This is a genomic window from Nocardia sputi, assembly GCF_023501985.1.
Genome location: NZ_JAMFLC010000008.1, coordinates 305272 through 321636, shown reverse-complemented (window position 1 = coordinate 321636; position 16365 = coordinate 305272). Strand labels below are relative to the sequence as shown.

General features: G+C 68.5%; 13 protein-coding genes and 2 tRNA genes. 6 read left to right on the top strand and 9 right to left on the bottom strand.

Translation table 11 applies throughout. The features are described 5' to 3' along the window. Positions 1-45 precede the first annotated feature (45 nt). From M8859_RS14030 to M8859_RS14015, 4 genes are all read right to left on the bottom strand, one after another. Positions 46-2052: an ABC transporter ATP-binding protein gene (locus M8859_RS14030; protein ID WP_249644319.1), complete on the bottom strand. Its 2007-nt coding sequence runs from the start codon at positions 2050-2052 to the stop codon at positions 46-48. Beyond that, positions 2049-3860, bottom strand: coding sequence for an ABC transporter ATP-binding protein (locus M8859_RS14025; RefSeq protein ID WP_223519999.1), 1812 nt, complete (start codon positions 3858-3860; stop codon positions 2049-2051). The genes M8859_RS14030 and M8859_RS14025 overlap by 4 nt, the downstream gene beginning before the upstream one ends. Before the next feature lie 296 nt (positions 3861-4156). Then, positions 4157-6085 carry a long-chain-fatty-acid--AMP ligase FadD32 gene (gene fadD32 / locus M8859_RS14020; RefSeq protein WP_195069789.1) on the bottom strand — a complete coding sequence of 643 codons (1929 nt, stop codon included), beginning with the start codon at positions 6083-6085 and terminating at the stop codon, positions 4157-4159. A gap of 108 nt (positions 6086-6193) precedes the next feature. Further along, positions 6194-7444 carry a KasA/KasB family beta-ketoacyl-ACP synthase gene (locus M8859_RS14015; protein WP_159922694.1) on the bottom strand — a complete coding sequence of 417 codons (1251 nt, stop codon included), beginning with the start codon at positions 7442-7444 and terminating at the stop codon, positions 6194-6196. A 327-nt stretch (positions 7445-7771) separates the two neighbouring features. Between M8859_RS14015 and M8859_RS14010 the strand changes: the two genes are divergently transcribed. The 5 genes from M8859_RS14010 to M8859_RS13990 all read left to right on the top strand — a co-directional run bounded on the left by M8859_RS14010 (position 7772) and on the right by M8859_RS13990 (position 11575). Continuing rightward, entirely contained in the window at positions 7772-8905 is a 1134-nt protein-coding gene (locus M8859_RS14010; RefSeq protein WP_195069940.1) for a DNA cytosine methyltransferase, read from the top strand. Then, positions 8902-9330: a very short patch repair endonuclease gene (locus M8859_RS14005; RefSeq protein WP_195069790.1), complete on the top strand. Its 429-nt coding sequence runs from the start codon at positions 8902-8904 to the stop codon at positions 9328-9330. The genes M8859_RS14010 and M8859_RS14005 overlap by 4 nt, the downstream gene beginning before the upstream one ends. A gap of 222 nt (positions 9331-9552) precedes the next feature. Next, entirely contained in the window at positions 9553-10251 is a 699-nt protein-coding gene (locus tag M8859_RS14000; RefSeq protein ID WP_249644318.1) for a DUF998 domain-containing protein, read from the top strand. A 134-nt stretch (positions 10252-10385) separates the two neighbouring features. Next, positions 10386-10778: a RidA family protein gene (locus M8859_RS13995; protein WP_159922624.1), complete on the top strand. Its 393-nt coding sequence runs from the start codon at positions 10386-10388 to the stop codon at positions 10776-10778. A 71-nt stretch (positions 10779-10849) separates the two neighbouring features. Further along, positions 10850-11575 (top strand): maleylpyruvate isomerase family mycothiol-dependent enzyme, encoded by a 726-nt coding sequence (locus M8859_RS13990; RefSeq protein ID WP_159922622.1) that lies wholly within the window; start codon positions 10850-10852, stop codon positions 11573-11575. 47 nt (positions 11576-11622) lie between these two features. Here M8859_RS13990 and tnpB read toward each other — a convergent pair whose 3' ends face one another. The 4 genes from tnpB to M8859_RS13970 form a co-directional block, all read right to left on the bottom strand. Continuing rightward, complete coding sequence (gene tnpB, locus M8859_RS13985) at positions 11623-12885, bottom strand: IS607 family element RNA-guided endonuclease TnpB (protein WP_249644317.1); 1263 nt, start codon at positions 12883-12885, stop codon at positions 11623-11625. Between the two features lie 171 nt (positions 12886-13056). After that, positions 13057-13129 (bottom strand) — tRNA-Arg (locus tag M8859_RS13980). Positions 13130-13163: 34 nt separating this feature from the next. Next, positions 13164-13253 (bottom strand) — tRNA-Ser (locus tag M8859_RS13975). An 88-nt stretch (positions 13254-13341) separates the two neighbouring features. Then, positions 13342-14049, bottom strand: coding sequence for a dienelactone hydrolase family protein (locus M8859_RS13970; protein WP_159922618.1), 708 nt, complete (start codon positions 14047-14049; stop codon positions 13342-13344). Positions 14050-14166: 117 nt separating this feature from the next. Here M8859_RS13970 and hisC point away from each other — a divergent pair, with 117 nt between their 5' ends. Next, positions 14167-15240 (top strand): histidinol-phosphate transaminase, encoded by a 1074-nt coding sequence (hisC, locus tag M8859_RS13965; RefSeq protein ID WP_159922616.1) that lies wholly within the window; start codon positions 14167-14169, stop codon positions 15238-15240. On the opposite strand, the gene M8859_RS13960 is transcribed toward hisC, so the two are convergent. After that, entirely contained in the window at positions 15237-16310 is a 1074-nt protein-coding gene (locus tag M8859_RS13960; RefSeq protein ID WP_159922614.1) for an alpha/beta hydrolase, read from the bottom strand. The two genes, hisC and M8859_RS13960, sit on opposite strands and share 4 nt — an antisense overlap. Between the last annotated feature and the right edge of the window lie 55 nt (positions 16311-16365).

The window sequence follows — 16365 nt, the reverse complement described above, 5'->3', positions numbered from 1 at the left end:
CTACCGTAAGCGACACCCGGCCCCGGCCCGCACAACCGTCGCTGATCACACGAGCGACTCCCGCCAGGCGGCGTGCAGGTCGGCGAACCGGCCGGTCCCCGCGATCAGGGCTTCCGGCGCGCCGTCCTCGACGATCCGGCCGGACTCGAGCACCAGCACCCGGTCGGCGATCGCCACCGTGGACAACCGGTGGGCGATGATCACCGCCGTGCGCCCGCGCAGCACGGTCTCCAGCGCCCGCTGCACCAGCCGTTCACTGGGGATGTCCAGGCTCGAGGTGGCCTCGTCCAGCACGATCACGGCGGGATCGGCCAGGAACACCCGTGCGAACGCGACCAGCTGCCGCTGCCCGGCCGAGAGCCTGCCGCCGCGCTTGCGCACGTCGGTGGCGAAGCCCTCGGGCAGCGCCTGCACGAAGTCGTACAGACCGACCGCGCGCGCCGCGGCGTACACCTCCGCGTCGGTGGCCGTGGGCCTGCCCAGCCGGATGTTGTCGGCCACCGAACCGGAGAACAAGTAGGACTCCTGGGTGACCATCACCACGTTGCGGCGCAGGTCGGCGTCGGAGAGATCACGCAGGTCGACGCCGTCCAGGGTGACCACGCCGCCGGACGGGTCGTAGAACCGCGTCAGCAACTTCGCCAGTGTCGACTTGCCCGCACCGGTCGCACCCACCAGCGCGATCACCTGCCCGGCGGGAATGTCCAGGGTGAACTCCGGCAGCACCGGTCGCGTGCGGCGGTCGGACTTGCCGAAGATTCCCGAGTCCGAGTCCGAGTCCGACGGCACCGCCTCGGCGTCTTCCCCCGCCTTCGGCGCCCCGGCCGAGGCATGACCGGTATCGCCACCACCGGAATCGGCCGTGGGCGCGCTTCCGTAGCCGAACCACACCTTCTCCATCCGCACCGCGCCGGACGCCTTGTCCAACGCCACCAGGTGCGCGGGCTCGGGCACCGACGGCTCCTCCTCGAGCACACCCGAGATCTTCTCCAGCGCGGCGGCCGCGGACTGGTAGGCGTTGAACACCTGCGCGAGTTGGTCCAGCGGACCGTAGAACTCGTTGAGGTACAGCAGGTAGGCCGCGAGCACGCCGACCGCGAGGTCACCCTCGATCACCCGCCAGGCGCCGACCACGATGACGGTCACCGTGGTCAGGTTGCCGAGCAGTTTGGTCAGGCCCGCGTAGTCACCCATGCCGCGCATGGCCGCGGTGGTGGCCTGGCGGTATTCCGCGTCCTCGACCGCGAGCACCGACTCGTTGCGCTGCTCCCGGCGGAACGCCTGCACCGCCCGCATGCCGCCCATCGACTCGACGAACTGCACGACCACCTTGGCGATCGCGCCGCGCGTGCGGCGATAGCCCGCCCGCTGCCTGCGCTGCGCCCAGCGGGTGACCACCACCAGCGGGACGAAACCGGCCAGCACGATCGCGGCGAGCGCCTGGTCGAGATAGATCAGCAGCACCGCGATGGTCAGCACCGACAGGATCGCGCTGAGCGCCTGGTTGAGCGCGCTCTCCAGCAGTTCCTGCAAGGTCTCGATGTCACCGGTCAGCCGCGCGACCACCTTGCCCGAGGTGTACTTCTCGTGGAAGGCCACGCTGAGTCGCTGCATGTGCGTGAACGAACGCACGCGCAGATCGAACAGCACGCTCTGGCTGAGCCTGCCGGACACGCGCAGGAAGGTGAACGTGCTGACCACGTTCAGCAGGACCGAGCCGAGGTAGCCGGTCACGGTCCAGGCCAACGGCGCCCAGTTCCCCTCGGCACCGCGCGCGATGCCGGTGTCCAGCGCGTAGGCGACGAACAGCGGCGCCGACACCATCGCGGCGTTGTCCAGCACGATGAGCAACAGCCCGAGCGCGGCCAGCTTGCGGTAGGGCCGGACCAGATCGAGCAGCAGGCGCCGGGAACGACCGGCCAGCACCAAGTTGCCGGTCTGGGTGACCTCCTTGTCCTCGCTCGCGATGCCGCGCCAGTCCCCCGCCTCGTCCGCGCGTGCGGGATCACTCTGCGGAGTGACGTCTTCCGTGTCGACCGCCGTGGTACTCATCGCTGCTCACCTCCCATGAGTTCTCGGTAGTTCCTGCTGGTACGCAGAAGATGCTCGTGGGTTCCCTCGGCGACGATCCGGCCGTCGGCGAGCACCGCCACCCGGTCGGCCAGCGCCGCCGTGGACGGACGATGCGCGACCAGCAGCGTCGTCGCATGGGCCAGCACGGTGCGCAGGCGTTCCTGCACCCGCTCCTCGGTCTCCACGTCCAGGGCGGACAGCGGGTCGTCGAGCACCATGATCCGGCTGCGCTCGCCCGCACCGGTGAGCACCGCGCGAGCCAGCGCCAGTCGCTGCCGCTGGCCGCCGGACAAGCTCAGGCCCTGCTCGCCGATCCTCGTGTTCAGGCCCCAGGGCAGGTCGTCCACGAACTCGGTGGCCTGCGCGACATCCAGCGCGCGGCGCACGTCGGCGTCCGTGGCCGCTGGGTCGCCGAGCGCGACGTTCTCCCGCACACTCGCGGAGAACAGCACCGGGTCCTCGAACGCGACCGACACCAGCGAGCGCAGGCCGGCGACTCGCATCGCCGCGATGTCGATGCCATCGATGGTGATGGCGCCACCCGTCACGTCGTACAGGCGTGGGATCAGGTTCAGCAGTGCGGTCTTGCCGCTACCCGTCGCACCGACCAGCGCCACCGTCTCACCGGGACGCACTCGCAGCGACACGCCCCGCAGTACCTCGCCTTCGGCCTCCGGAAAAGCGAAATGCACTTCGTCCAAACATAATTCGCCGCGAATATGCTCGGGCGGATCCACCGGGTCGGCCGGGTCGGTGATATCGACCGGGGTGTCGATGATCTCCCAGTACCGATCGGCAGCGGTACGCGCGTCGTTCAGCTCGGCGAGCAGGAAGCCGGTCCAGATGATCGGCCACTGCAGGAAGGTCGCCAGCGTGATGCCCGCGATCAAGGTGCCCAGCGTCATCGTGCCGTGCGCCACCGCGTAACCGCCGTAGCCGAGGGCGAACGCGATGGCCAGCTGCGGCAGGCTCACCATGCTCGACCACAGCGTCGCGTCCAGGCGGGCTTTCAGCAACTCGGTCTGCCGCAGCTCGTGCGCCTGGGCGGTGAAACGGCGGCCGAAGTACACGCCCCGCCCGAACGCCTTGAGCACCCGCACGCCCTGCGCGGACTCCTCGGCCGTGGTGGCCAGGTCGCCGGACTGGTCCTGCGATCGCCGCGAAGCCAGCGAATACCGGCGCTCGAAGCGAATGCAGATGGCGGCCAACGGAATCGAGATCACCACGAAGATCAGGCCGATCTGCGGGCTCAGCGCGATCAACACGAGCAGGCCGACCGGGATGATCACGGTGTGGATGAGCAAGAACGGCCCCGCGAAGGAGACGAACCGGCGCAGGGTGGCCAGATCGTCGATCGCACGCGACAGCAACTGCCCCGACTCCCACGCGTCGTGCCTGCCGATCGCCAGCGCCTGCAGCTTGCGAAAGATCCCGGCGCGCAGAGTGATCTCGAATCGAGTGGCTGGAGCGGCGATCAACCAGCGGCGTCCCCACACGCCGGCCGCCTCCAGCAGGCCGAGCACCAGGACGACGGCCACCGGCCCGAGCGCGCCCGCGAAATCACGATGTGCGACCGGGCCATCGATGATCCGCGCGATCATCAGCGGAATCACCACGGCGGTCAGGCCGGCCAGCAGTGCGAGTCCGCTGGCGGCGAGCAGGATGCCGACGTGCGGACGCAGGTACGGCCAGAATCGGCGCAGTGAGTGCAGGCGGCCCGTGGCGGCGGGCCGCCGCGTTCTGTCGACCTCCGGTTCGGCCGACGAAACGTGCAGCGCGACAGACAAAACTCCCCCTCGAGGTATGTGACTGGCGGCAGAGAGCGGGACCTCCGGTGATGTTGGCATCGGAGTCCGACATTCCAGGGTCGCACCGCGGCGTGCCTCGACCAACCGATTTTCCGGCCGCCGCCGGACATCCGCGCTCGTCGAGGCGCCGGGTTCGACACTCATTCACCAAGCCAACAACCTCGAGCGAGCTCGAGGTCAAGCCGCGCGGATCTACACCCGGTCGTGTGCTGATCGTCGCTGGTCACCGACCCCGACCGCTACCGCGAGGTGGTGTCGTTCCCCCCGTTCCGGTTCTAGTTCACGACCACGCTCTCGGACTCCCACTCCTGCGGCGCGTCCGGGAACGCTTGCTGCTGATGACCGCCGCGCAGCGTCCCTTCCAGATAGGCCGCCCGGCAGGCGCGGCGGGCGATCTTGCCGCTGGAGGTGCGCGGGATCGAGCCCGCGGGCACCAGCAGCACGTCCCGGACCATGACGCCGTGACGGCGCGCGATCGCGGCGCGCACGGTGTCGGCGACCGGCTCCGACTCGAGCTTGCCCGCACGGGTGTTGCGCTCCGCGACGATCACCAACTGCTCGGAGGTGTCCTCGGCGTCGAACGTCAGACCGGAGTGGCTGCCCTGCTCGAAGACCAGCGCGGGCAATTCGTTGGCAGGCACCGAGAACGCCGCGACGAAGCCGGGGCGCAGCGCCGTGCTGCATTCCTGGGCCGAGAACTCCAGATCCTGCGGATAGTGGTTGCGGCCGTCCACGATGACCAAGTCCTTGACCCGGCCGGTGATGTACAGCTCGCCGTCGAGATACGCGCCGAAATCGCCGGTGCGCATCCAGTTGGCGTCCTGCGGCGTGCCCTCCGCGTGACTGCCCTCCGGCAGCCGCTCGGCCAATTTCGCGCGGAAAGTGGCCTTCGTCTCCTCGGGACGCCCCCAGTAACCGATGCCCATGTTCTCGCCGTGCAGCCAGATCTCGCCGACCTCACCGTCGCGTCGCTCGGTGCCGTGCTCCGGGTCGACGATCACCGCCCACTGTGACCGCGCTACATAACCGCAGGACACCTGCGCGATCGCGTTGTCGGCGTCCGGCGCGACCTCGACCATCCGCCCCGCGTTCAGCTCGGCTCGATCGACATGCACGACCTTCGCCTTGTCCTCGGCCTTGGTGGCGGAGACGAACACCGTCGCCTCGGCCATGCCGTAGCACGGCTTGATCGCCGTCTCCGGCAATCCGTACGGCGCGAACGCGTCGTTGAATTTCTTCATCGACGACACCGAAACCGGTTCGCTGCCGTTGATCAGCCCGATCACATTGGAGAGGTCCAATTCCTCGCCGGGCTTGGGCTTGCCGCGCGCTGCGGCGTGCTCGAACGCGAAATTCGGTGCGGCGGCGAAGGTTCCAGCGCCGTCGGAGGCCGCGGCAAGTTCTTTGATCCAGCGGTAGGGCCGGCGTACGAACGCGCTCGGCGACATGATCGTGATGAATCCACCGCCGACGGTCGGCAGAATCACCGCGAGCAGGCCCATGTCGTGGAACAGCGGCAGCCACGTGACTCCGCGCGAGTTCTCCGTGACGCCGATGGCGTCGATCATCTGCAGCAGATTCGTGCCCACCGCGCGGTGGGTGATCTCCACACCCGCGGGCGTCCGGGTGGATCCCGACGTGTACTGCAGGTAGGCGACGCTGTCGATGTCGATGTTCGGGCGCACCCAGGAGACGCCGACACTGTCCGGGATCGCCTCCACCGCGATGATGCGCGGCCGCTCCGGCGGCGGCAGGTGCCGGAAGAACTTCCGCACACCGCCTGCCGCGGAACCCGTCGTGAGGATCACGGCGGGTTTGCAGTCACCGAGCACCGCGTGCAAGCGATCGGTGTGACCCTGTTCCTCCGGATCGAACAACGGAACCGCGATATTGCCCGCGTACACCGCGGCGAAGAGCGAGACGACATAGTCGAGCCCTTGCGGGGCGAGAATCGCCACCCGGTCCCCCGGCTGCGTGACCTGCTGCAACCGGGCCGCCACCGCGCGCAGGCGCACACCGAACTGCTGCCAGGTGAGTTCGTGGTATTCGCCGTCCTGTTCCCTGGAGTAGTCGATGAAGCGGTAGGCGAGGCCATCGCCGTTCTCGGTGCTGTGCTTGTCGACGAAGTCGATCAGGGTCCTGTTCCCGCGGATTTCGATCTTGCCCTGATCGTTCAGAAAGTCGTCGAAGGTTTCGTCGATCATCGCCTTATCCTTTTCCAGCGCACAGACACTCGGGCCGTGCAATGACACCGAACACAGGTCGATAACGAAGCGTCGGGAAGGCTAGCAGGTGTCCCGGCCACCTGGCGGTCAGTACCGGCCGAAGGCGAGCGCTACATTGTGCCCGCCGAATCCGAAGGAGTTGTTCAGGGCGTAATCGATACGGCCGGGCCGGGCCGCGCCGTGCACCACGTCCAGCTCGATCTGCGGATCCTGATTGTCCAGATTCAGCGTGGGCGGCACGATCTCGTCCCGCACGCTGAGCACCGTGATCACCGATTCGAGCGCGCCGACCGCGCCGATGGAATGACCGAGGGCCGATTTCGGCGCGTAGACCGACGCATGGTCGCCCACCGCCTGGTGGATCGCGCGCGCCTCCGCCGTATCGCCGATCGGCGTGGCTGTCGCGTGCGCGTTGACGTGCGTGATGTCGCCCTTGGCCAGACCGGCCGTCCGCATCGCCCGCGTCATCGCGCGCGCGGCGCCGACGCCCTCGGGGTCGGGCGCGACCAGATGGAAGCCGTCGGAGGTGACGCCCGCGCCCATCAGCCGGGCGTGAATGGTCGCGCCGCGCGCCTTGGCGTGCTCCTCGGTCTCCAGCACCATCAGCGCGCCCGCCTCGCCGAACACGAAACCGTCGCGGTCGGCGTCGAACGGACGCGAAGCGCTCTTCGGCGCGTCGTTGCGGGTGCTCATGGCGCGCATCATGGTGAACGCCGCGATCGCGATGGCCTGGATCGAACCCTCGACGCCGCCGGTGACCACCACGTCGGCGTCACCCATGACGATCATCCGCCACGCGTTGGCGATCGCCTCCGCGCCGGACGAACAGGCCGACACCGGCGTCGACACCCCCGCGCGGGCACCGAGTTCCAGCGCGACGCATGCCGCGGCGCCGTTGGGCATCATGGCCTGGACGGTGTACGGCGAAACCTTGCGGTAGCCCCCGTTGTGCAGCTTGTCCCGAGCGTGGATGAGCGCCTCGGGTCCGCCGAGCCCGGTGCCGATGGACACCCCGAGACGGTGCTTGTCCACTTCGGGGCTGCCCGCGTTGCGCCAGACCTCGCGCCCGAGCACGATGGCCAGCTGCTCCACGTAGGCGAGCTTGCGGCGCTCGTCCGGGTCCAGGTACGCGGTGGGCGGCACCTTCAGATGCCCGCCGATGCGCACCGGCAGCTCGAATTGGTCGATGAAATCGTCATCCAGGGTGTCGATGCCGCTGTCGCCGTTGAGCAGGCCCTTCCATGTGGAGTCCACGTCGGCCGCCAGAGACGTGGTCGCCGCCAGGCTGGTGACCACAACGGAGGGGAATTGTCCGTTCCTGCTGGAAGGCAAAGGCATGTTTTCGCTCACTTTCCCTAGCGTCGCTCTGGAACTTCGTCGAGCAAAAGCAATGCGCGAGCGCGCCACCAGGATCGTGGGCGGCCCGCGGTGGAACGCAGGCGGATCGACCGGTCATCACGTCCTGTGCGACCACCCCTGTGCATTATTGGAAAAACGCACCGATCGCACCGCGTGACACGCGGACCGTACCAGGTGCCGGGGACGATGGTCCCGATGTTCGGGGATCGCCCCGGGCCGACTCGAGTAACCTGCTCCCCGGGCACGGGACGCGTGGGGGCGTCCGGTGTGGACGCGAGAAAGGGAAGGTCGTTGACGGGCGTGCGGATGGTCGGGCTGTTCGCCGGGATCGGCGGACTCGAGCTCGGCCTCGGCAGGCACGGCTGGCACACCGAGCTGCTGTGCGAGATCGAGCCCGGCGCCCAAGGCGTGCTCGCCGCCCGATTCCCGGACGTGCCGCTGCATTCCGACATCACCCGGCTGCGCGCCATCCCGGCGAGGACGGAACTGGTCGCGGCGGGATTTCCGTGCCAGGACCTCTCCCAGGCGGGACGAACCGCCGGAATCACCGGCACGCGCTCGGGTCTGGTCGACGAAGTATTCCGGCTGGTGCGCCGCAAGCGCGGCCCACGCTGGCTGCTGATCGAGAACGTGCCGTTCATGCTGCAGCTGGGCCGCGGCGCAGCCATGCGGCACATCACCGGCGCGCTCGACGAACTCGGCTACACCTGGGCCTACCGGGTGGTGGACGCCCGCGCGTTCGGCCTGCCCCAGCGCAGACAGCGAGTGCTCATGCTGGCCTCCCGCACCGAGGACCCGCGCGGCGTGCTGTTCGGTGAAGACGCCGGTCCACGGACCGTCGGCGATCCCGCGTTCGACCCGTGCGGTTTCTACTGGACCGAGGGGGTGCGCGGCCTCGGCTGGGCGGTGAACGCGGTGCCGACGCTGAAGGGCGGCTCCGCGCTCGGCATCGCCAGCCCGCCCGCGGTGCGGCTGCCGTCCGGGGAGATCGTCACGCCCGGCATCGCCGACGCCGAACGCCTCCAGGGCTTCGACGCGGGCTGGACGGCGCCCGCGACCGACGTGCCGGGTGTGCGGAAGGGCCACCGCTGGAAGCTGGTCGGCAACGCGGTGAGCGTTCGGATGGCGTCCTGGGTGGGGGCGCGGCTGGCCGCTCCGCTCGATCCGATCCCCGGCGATCAGCCGCTGGCTCCGGGAACGCCGTGGCCGGTCGCCGCGTGGGGTCACAACGGTGCGGCTTATCGCGTGCCCGTCTCCACCTGGCCGGTGCACGAGCCCTACGAGGACCTGACCCACTTCCTCACCGACGCGCAGTTGCTCTCCGCCCGTGCGACAGCCGGATTCCTGCGCCGGACCACCATGGGCAGTCTGCGTTTTCCGCCCGGATTCCTCGCCGACGTGGAGAGCCATCTGGACCGGATGGGCGGTTGGGCGGCATGACCCAGCGGCCCGCTACCGACGCCGCCACCAGCGCCCGGATGGCGCGCCAGCGGCGCACCGGCACCGATGCCGAACTCGCGCTGCGCCGGGAACTGCACCGCCGCGGGCTGCGCTACTACGTCGACCGCGCACCGATCCGCGGGCAGCGACGACGCGCCGACCTGGTGTTCCCGCGCCGGCGAGTCGCCGTCTATGTGGACGGCTGCTTCTGGCACCGCTGCCCGCAGCACGCCACCGATCCGAAGAACAACGCCGACTGGTGGGCGGCCAAACTGGCCGGAAACGTGGCCAGGGATCGAGCCACCGACGCCGCGCTGATCGCGGCGGGATGGCACGTGATCCGCGTCTGGGAGCACGAGGATCCCGTCAGCGCGGCCGACCGCGTCCAAGCCGCGCTGTCAGCGGCGTCGCACCCGCACGAGTGAACGTGGAGCGTGGGCGGCCAGGTAGCCGGACACCACCATCACCGTCATGACCGCGATTCCGGCGGCGGCGGCGGTCGCGAAGCCGAGCATGGGGAACCTCCTCGAGTTGCAGCTGTCGTCCAGCGTGCCGGGCGAAGCTGACAAGACCCTGTGTGCCGGATGGTAATGACGTGTGCGGCCCGCCGCTGCCCGGCGCGCTCGAACACGCCGCACAATGGAAACGTGGCGGGTGGCTCGCAGACCTCCGTTCGGCGTATCCGACCGGCATCGGTGCTGGTCGCGGCCGCGATCGCACTCGCTGGGCTCTGCTATTCGTCCTGGGTCCTCCAATTCGCGCTGAAAATCGACCTCAACCCCCTCGACTCCTTCCTCAGCGAACTCGACGCGGAGGGCAAGCCGTACCGGGAGGTGTTCGCGACCGCGGACCTGATCGTGGGCGCATCGCTCATGCCCGCGGCCATCGCGGGGCTCCTGTCGTTTCCCCGACGCGGGTTGACCACCGTCGGCTGGATCGCGCTGTTCTGCTTCGGCGCGGCGACCATCGCCGACGCCCTGCTGCCGCTGCGCGACTGCACTCCCGGCGAGAGCGGGTGCGGCGGCCCGAGTGAACTGTTCCCGCAACTGCACCAGCCGCACGCACTGACGAGCACACTGGCCGTCACCTCGATCGCGGTCGCGGCGTTCACCTTCGACCTGGCCGCGTTCCGCTACCGGCGATTTCGGGTGCTACGCGAATTCGGCCTGGTGGTGTTGGTGATCGGGTCGCTGGCGACGGTGTGGATGCTGGTGGCCGACAACCTGCCCGGCAACCACGCCCTCGGGATCGCGCAGCGCATTCAGGTGGGCGCGATGTCGCTGTGGTTGATCGCGCTGGCCGCGGCGGTCGTCGTGGAAGAACGGGAGCGGACCGAACCGGGCTGATACCTACCCATTGCCGCACATCGTGTGGCAACATGTCGGCCACCCTCGCGGCCAGCGGAGCGTTGCGGTATTCGGAGCGGGCCGGTGACCTCGGTGGATACGGGAACGCGAGGCGGCGTGCGATGCTTTCGCCCATGAGCGATCGCGTGAACATCTCCTCGGGTTCGGAGTTCGAAGACATCGTCGGCTACTCGCGGGCGGTCCGGCTCGGCAATGTCATCGCGGTCAGCGGGACCACCGCTTCGGCCCCCGGCGGCACGGCGGTCGGCGGCGACGACATCGGCGAGCAGACCAGGGAAACGCTGCGGCGCATCGGCTCCGCCTTGGAAGAGGCGGGTGCGAGCCTGGCCGACGTGGTGCGCACCCGCATCTTCGTCACCGATATCGCACGCTGGCCCGAGGTCGCCAAGGCGCACGCCGAGGTGTTCGGCGAGATCCGTCCCGCGACGGCCATGTACGAGATCAAGGCTTTGATCACCCCGGCCCTGCTGGTCGAGATCGAAGCCGACGCGATCGTCGGCGGGTAGTCCGCCCCTCCTCTGCGAACCCGGCCTGTCGTCGGCGGCGGACCGGGTTCTCCCTCGCTATGGTCGAAACCGTGACCACCGCCGCCTCACAGACCCCCGTGCAACTCGACACCGTCGCCGAGGCGACCGCCCGCCTGCTCGACACCATCCGCGGCCTCGATGAGCACGCCGTCACCGGCCCCTCCGCACTGCCCGGCTGGACCCGCGGCCACGTCCTTGCTCATCTCGCCCGCAACGCCGACAGCTTGGTGAACCTGCTGCTGTGGGCGCACACTGACGTCGAGATCCCGCAATACGCCAGCGCTTTCCTGCGCGACCACGACATCGAGGCGGGCGCGGCCCGTCCGCTCACCGAGCATCTGGCCGACAACGAGGCCGCCGCCACCCGCTTCCTCGCCCTCGCACGCTCGCTCACCGACGACGCTTGGCGAGCGCAAGTCCGCACCCGCCAGGGCCGGCCGATCCCGGCGACCGAAATCCTGTGGATGCGTCTGCAAGAGGTCGAAATCCACCACGTCGACCTGAACGCGAACTACCACCCCTCCGACTGGCCGTCCTCCTTCGTCACCCGCATCCTCTCCCAAGTCACCGCCGACCTCACCCGCCTCACCGCAGACACCCCCCTCGAGCCGTTCACCCTGCGCGCCATGGACTCCGACTACACCGCCACCATCGGAAGCTCCCCCGCCACCCACACCATCTCAGGCCCGTCCTCGTCCCTCGCCGCGTGGTTGATCGGCCGCAGCACCGGTTCGGATCTGACCGGCGACCTGCCGAGCCTGCCCGCCTGGAAGTAGATCCCGCACCGCCGGCTACGAAGGGTTGTTCCGATGCACCGAGTGGCTCATCGACCCATCGGTTGGGTTGACGAGGGTCGAAGGAACCGATGGACCGAGTCGGCGAGTCGGCGCATCTCCTCGCCTGCTTCCAGCGCCGTGACCACGGTTGCGGTCCAGCTGTCCGGGCGCGAGCAGGTTTTCGATGATGGGTACCAGCGGTCGGCGACGACGAGTGTTCCTACGTTCCATCGAACCTTGTAGTCCAGCTGCCGCCTTAATTCACCCCACCCCGCGTCGGCGATAGAGCCGGCCAAACGGCGGTTACGCACCATTCCGGCGATATTCAGATTCTCTACGACGATCGTCCCGTAGCGGGCGGTGAGCGCGGTCGTCAGTTTGTGCAGTCCATCAACTCGTGCCCGCACTACCCTCGCGTGCAACCTCGCGATCCGGCGATTGGTGGATCGCAATCGCTTCGATGGCTCGTCGCGCGAATCCGAGCTCGCCGCAAGACGGCGGCGAGCGGCCTGGCGTTGCAACCTCCGTAACTTTTTCCGGGCCTTGTCGAGATGCTTGGGGTTCGGCAGCATCCCCTCTCTGTCGGTCAATCCGCGTACAGGCTCGGAAAGCACCGCTAGATGCTTTACTCCGAGATCCACGCCCACTACGGCATCCGGGCGACCAGCCTTGTTCGCCGATCGCTCCACCTCCACGGAGAACGATACGAACCAACGTCCATGTCGCGAAGACACGGTGGCCGAGCGAATTCGTGCAGTGCCGTCATCGAGTCGGCGTGCGAGCTTCCGGGTCGATTCGCAGGTCCGCACAATGCCGATCCGGGGAAGCTTCACGTGGCGTCGGTCAGCGGCGGCCAGCCCCATCGCCCCGGTGGTGAATCGACACGATGCGCCGGTTCTCCGACCTTTGAATCGCGGAAAGCGGGAACGTGCGCCACGGCGGTTCCCCGCACGGGACGAGGACCAGTTGGTGAGGGCAGTCGACAGATTCGCTATGCCGCTGGAATACGCTTCCTTCGAGTTCTCCCGCCACCAGGGAGCGACTTCGCCCTTTACCTGGTTCCAGCGTTTACGCAGCTCATAGGCCGACCATCCCACCGCTGGCGTCAGCTCGCTTTCTGCGATGCCGTAGGAACGCTCCGCCGCTCGCTGCCGAAGGTTCACGCTAACCAGGTCAAGCGCCCAGTTGAACGCGAATCGCTGCGCCCCGCAGTGGGAGAGCAACATTGCCACCTGACTGGGGGTCGGATTCAAAGCGAAGCGATATGCCTGCACTACATGTACGACCAGCACGTCACCGCTGACACTCATACGCCGCCCCCGTATAGCGATATCCGATTACGCCCCCGAACTCGTTCCCCTACCTTCGCGTCTGGGTCCCACTGCCGCGGAGTCGCCCCGCTGGCAAGCTCCCGCCCACGCTCCAACGTAATGAGAATTGCACCGAGGCTCCCGGCGTGACCGCCGAAAGCCTCAGTTCGGTGCGCCCGGAGAGACTCGAACTCCCAACCTTCTGATCCGTAGTCAGATGCTCTATCCGTTGAGCTACGGGCGCATGTGTTATTCAGTTGTACCCGGTTTCCCGGGCGTGGCGGAGGCGAGAGGATTTGAACCTCCGGTCCCCGTGAAGGGACAACTCATTAGCAGTGAGTCCCATTCGGCCGCTCTGGCACGCCTCCTGGAGCCTTCTCTTCGAGGGCACCGGTCCTTTCGAACCGCCGAGCCCAAAGGTTACAGCAGCTACCGTTCAGATCACAAAACGGCTGGTCAGCGCAGGTTGCTGTCGAACCAGTCGAAGATTCTGGTCTGCGAATCGACGGTCTCCATGTCCTCGTCCGCCTCGGGGGTGTCGGCGCGGTGGTGCAGGCCGGGGTAGGTGACGACCAGGCTGGCGACCGCGGCGCGGGCGGTCGCGTCACGCAACTGGTCGACCTGGGCGGGCGGGGTAGCCGGGTCGTCGACGCCGAACAGGCCGAGCCACGGCGCCTGTAGGTGGGGAGCGGCGCGCACCAAGGCGTCGGCCTGGTCGGTGAGCGGCTCGATGATGCCGGGCGAGGCTACGCTCACCGCGGCGCCGATCGGACGATTGGTCGCGACGAGGAACGCGGCGGTGCCCGCGGAGTCGAAACCGAGCACGCCGATGGTGTCGGGAAACACCCCGCGCCGGGTGAGCCAGTCGAAGCAGGCGTCGAAGTCTTCGAACAGCTCGTCGCCGAAGACCCCGCCGCCCGCCTGGCCGTCCTCGCGATGGAAGAGTTTGGGTGCGACCACCGTCCATCCCTCGCCGGCCAGTGCGTTCATCAGGTCGCGTAACGCGCCGGTGAACTCGCCGGACTCGTGCAGCAGCACGATTCCGCCACGGGCATTTCCTTCCGGCTCCACCACCGTGATGGGCACCTGCCCACCGCTGGTCGGCCGCACTTCTTCCCGGTCGCTACCCCGCAGCGGGGCCATATCGTCGTAGGTGCCCGACATGAAACCAGCCTAGGGCGAGTTGCTGATCTTCGGTAGAAATTGCACGTGAGGGCCTATCGCCCAGAGATTTTCCGGTAGGCCGATCAGGCCTTCCACGGCACGGATTAGGGTTGGAGTGTGACAGCGCAGATCCGGCCGGACCTCGAATCGATCCCGGCGTACACCCCCGGCCGCAGCAATCCCGGCGCGGTCAAATTGGCCAGCAACGAGACGACCGTCGGTCCGCTGCCCGCCGCCGCGAAAGCCATCGCCGAGGCGGCCGAGCTGGCCAACCGGTATCCGGACAACCAGGTCACCGAGCTGCGCACGGCGCTGGCCGAGTTCCTGGGGGTCGGCTTCGACAATATCGCGGTCGGGTGCGGCAGCGTCGCGCTGTGCCAGGAGCTGGTGCAGATCACCTGCGCGTCGCCGTCCGACGAGGTGCTGTTCGCGTGGCGCTCGTTCGAGGCGTACCCGATCGTGACGAAGGTGGGCAACGCCACCGCCGTGCAGGTACCGCTCACACCCGGCCAGGTCCACGATCTGGACGCGCTGGCCGCCGCCGTCACCGAGCGGACCAAGTTGATCTTCGTCTGCAACCCGAACAATCCCACCGGCACCGCCGTCGGCAAGGCGGCGCTGGTCCGGTTCCTGGACGCGGTGCCGTCGCACGTGCTGGTGGTGCTGGACGAGGCGTACTACGAATACATCCGGCTGGCGGACCGCCCTGACGGCGTCGAGCTCGGCCGGACCAGGCCCAATGTGGTTGTGCTGCGCACCTTCTCCAAGGCGTACGGCCTGGCCGGGCTGCGAGTGGGCTACGCGGTGGGCGACCCGGCCGTGATCACGGCCCTACTGAAGGTGCACATCCCGTTCAGCGTGAACCGGCTCGCGCAGGCGGCGGCGATCGCGTCGCTGGAGGCCCGTCACGAGCTGCTGGATCGCACCGACCTTCTGGTCGCCGAACGCGCGCGCGTGCGCGACGCGCTGGTGACGGCGGGCTATCCGGTGCCGCCGAGCGAGGCGAATTTCGTCTGGCTGCCGCTGGGCGCGCGCAGCGCCGAGTTCGGCGAGGCGAGCGCGACGGCCGGCGTGCTGGTGCGGCCGTACGGAACCGACGGGGTGCGTGTCACCATCGGTGACCCGCACGAGAACGACCTGTTCCTGAGCTTCGCCGGTGCGCCGGATGTGCTCGCGCGGTTCCTGGGTTAACGAACGCCGATCGCGGGCGCGATCGTGGGCCACGAGAGGGCCAGCTCGTCCTCCCAGTACGGCCAGGAGTGCGTACCGGTGGCCCGGAAATGCGCGGTGACCGGAATGTCGAGGGACCGCAGTCGATCGGTGAGCCGCCTGGTGCAGGCGTTGGTCGCGGCCTCCAGCGGCCCGCCGAACGTGATGGCGCTGGGAAGGTCGACGTTCGGGTTGCCCGGCACGTCGTGCACGCCGGGCAGGCCGCTGCCGACCGAAAGATAGATCGTCTTGCCGCGCAGCGCGTCCGCGTGCAGGGTGACGTCGTGCGCGAGCCAGGCCGGATCGTCCTGCTTGCCGAACATGTTGTCCGGCTCGCCCATGTAGGTGGCGACCACGGCGCGCGCCTGCGCCTGGCCGATGTCGGTGCCCATCGAGAAGCAGCCGCTGTGCGCCGCGATCGCGGTGTAGAGCGCCGGTTGCCGGAACGCCAGCATCATCGCCGCCTCCGCGCCCATCGAGACGCCCATGACGGCGTTGGTGCCGTTGCCGTCGAACTCCGCGTCGATCAGCGGAGGCAGCTCCTTGGTCAGGAACGTCTCCCACTTGTTCGTGCCGAGCACCGGGTCGGGCTGCTGCCAGTCGGTGTAGAAGCTGGCGGGACCGCCGACGGTGAGCACGACGTTGACGTCCTTGTCCGCGTAGAAGCGGTCGGCGTGCCCGAGTTCGGTCCAGTTGTTGCTGTCGGGGCTCGCGCTGCGGCCGTCGAGCATGTACACGGTCGGACGCGGGCGCGACTGGTCGCGCGGCAGCAGAACTTGCACTTCGACCACCCGGCTCATCGCGGGCGAGGCGACGTAGACCCGTAGCCACCGATCGTGGATCGGTTCGATGCGCTCGATCCGCGCGATGGAGGGTCGCTTGGTGGTCGGCTCGGCCGGGCCGGGACCGTCGGAGGACCCACTGTTCACCGGCGGCGGTTTCCCGGGGACCGCCGTTACCTGGGAAGCACCCAATCCCACCGCACCGGAGACAAGTGCGGCGCTTATCAGGGCGCTGGAGACCCAACGCCGCACCGCGCGCCGAGACAGCATGCGACCCATCCTGCCAGAGCCCCCGCAGGTGGGACGACAGCCGTCGCCCTGGCGG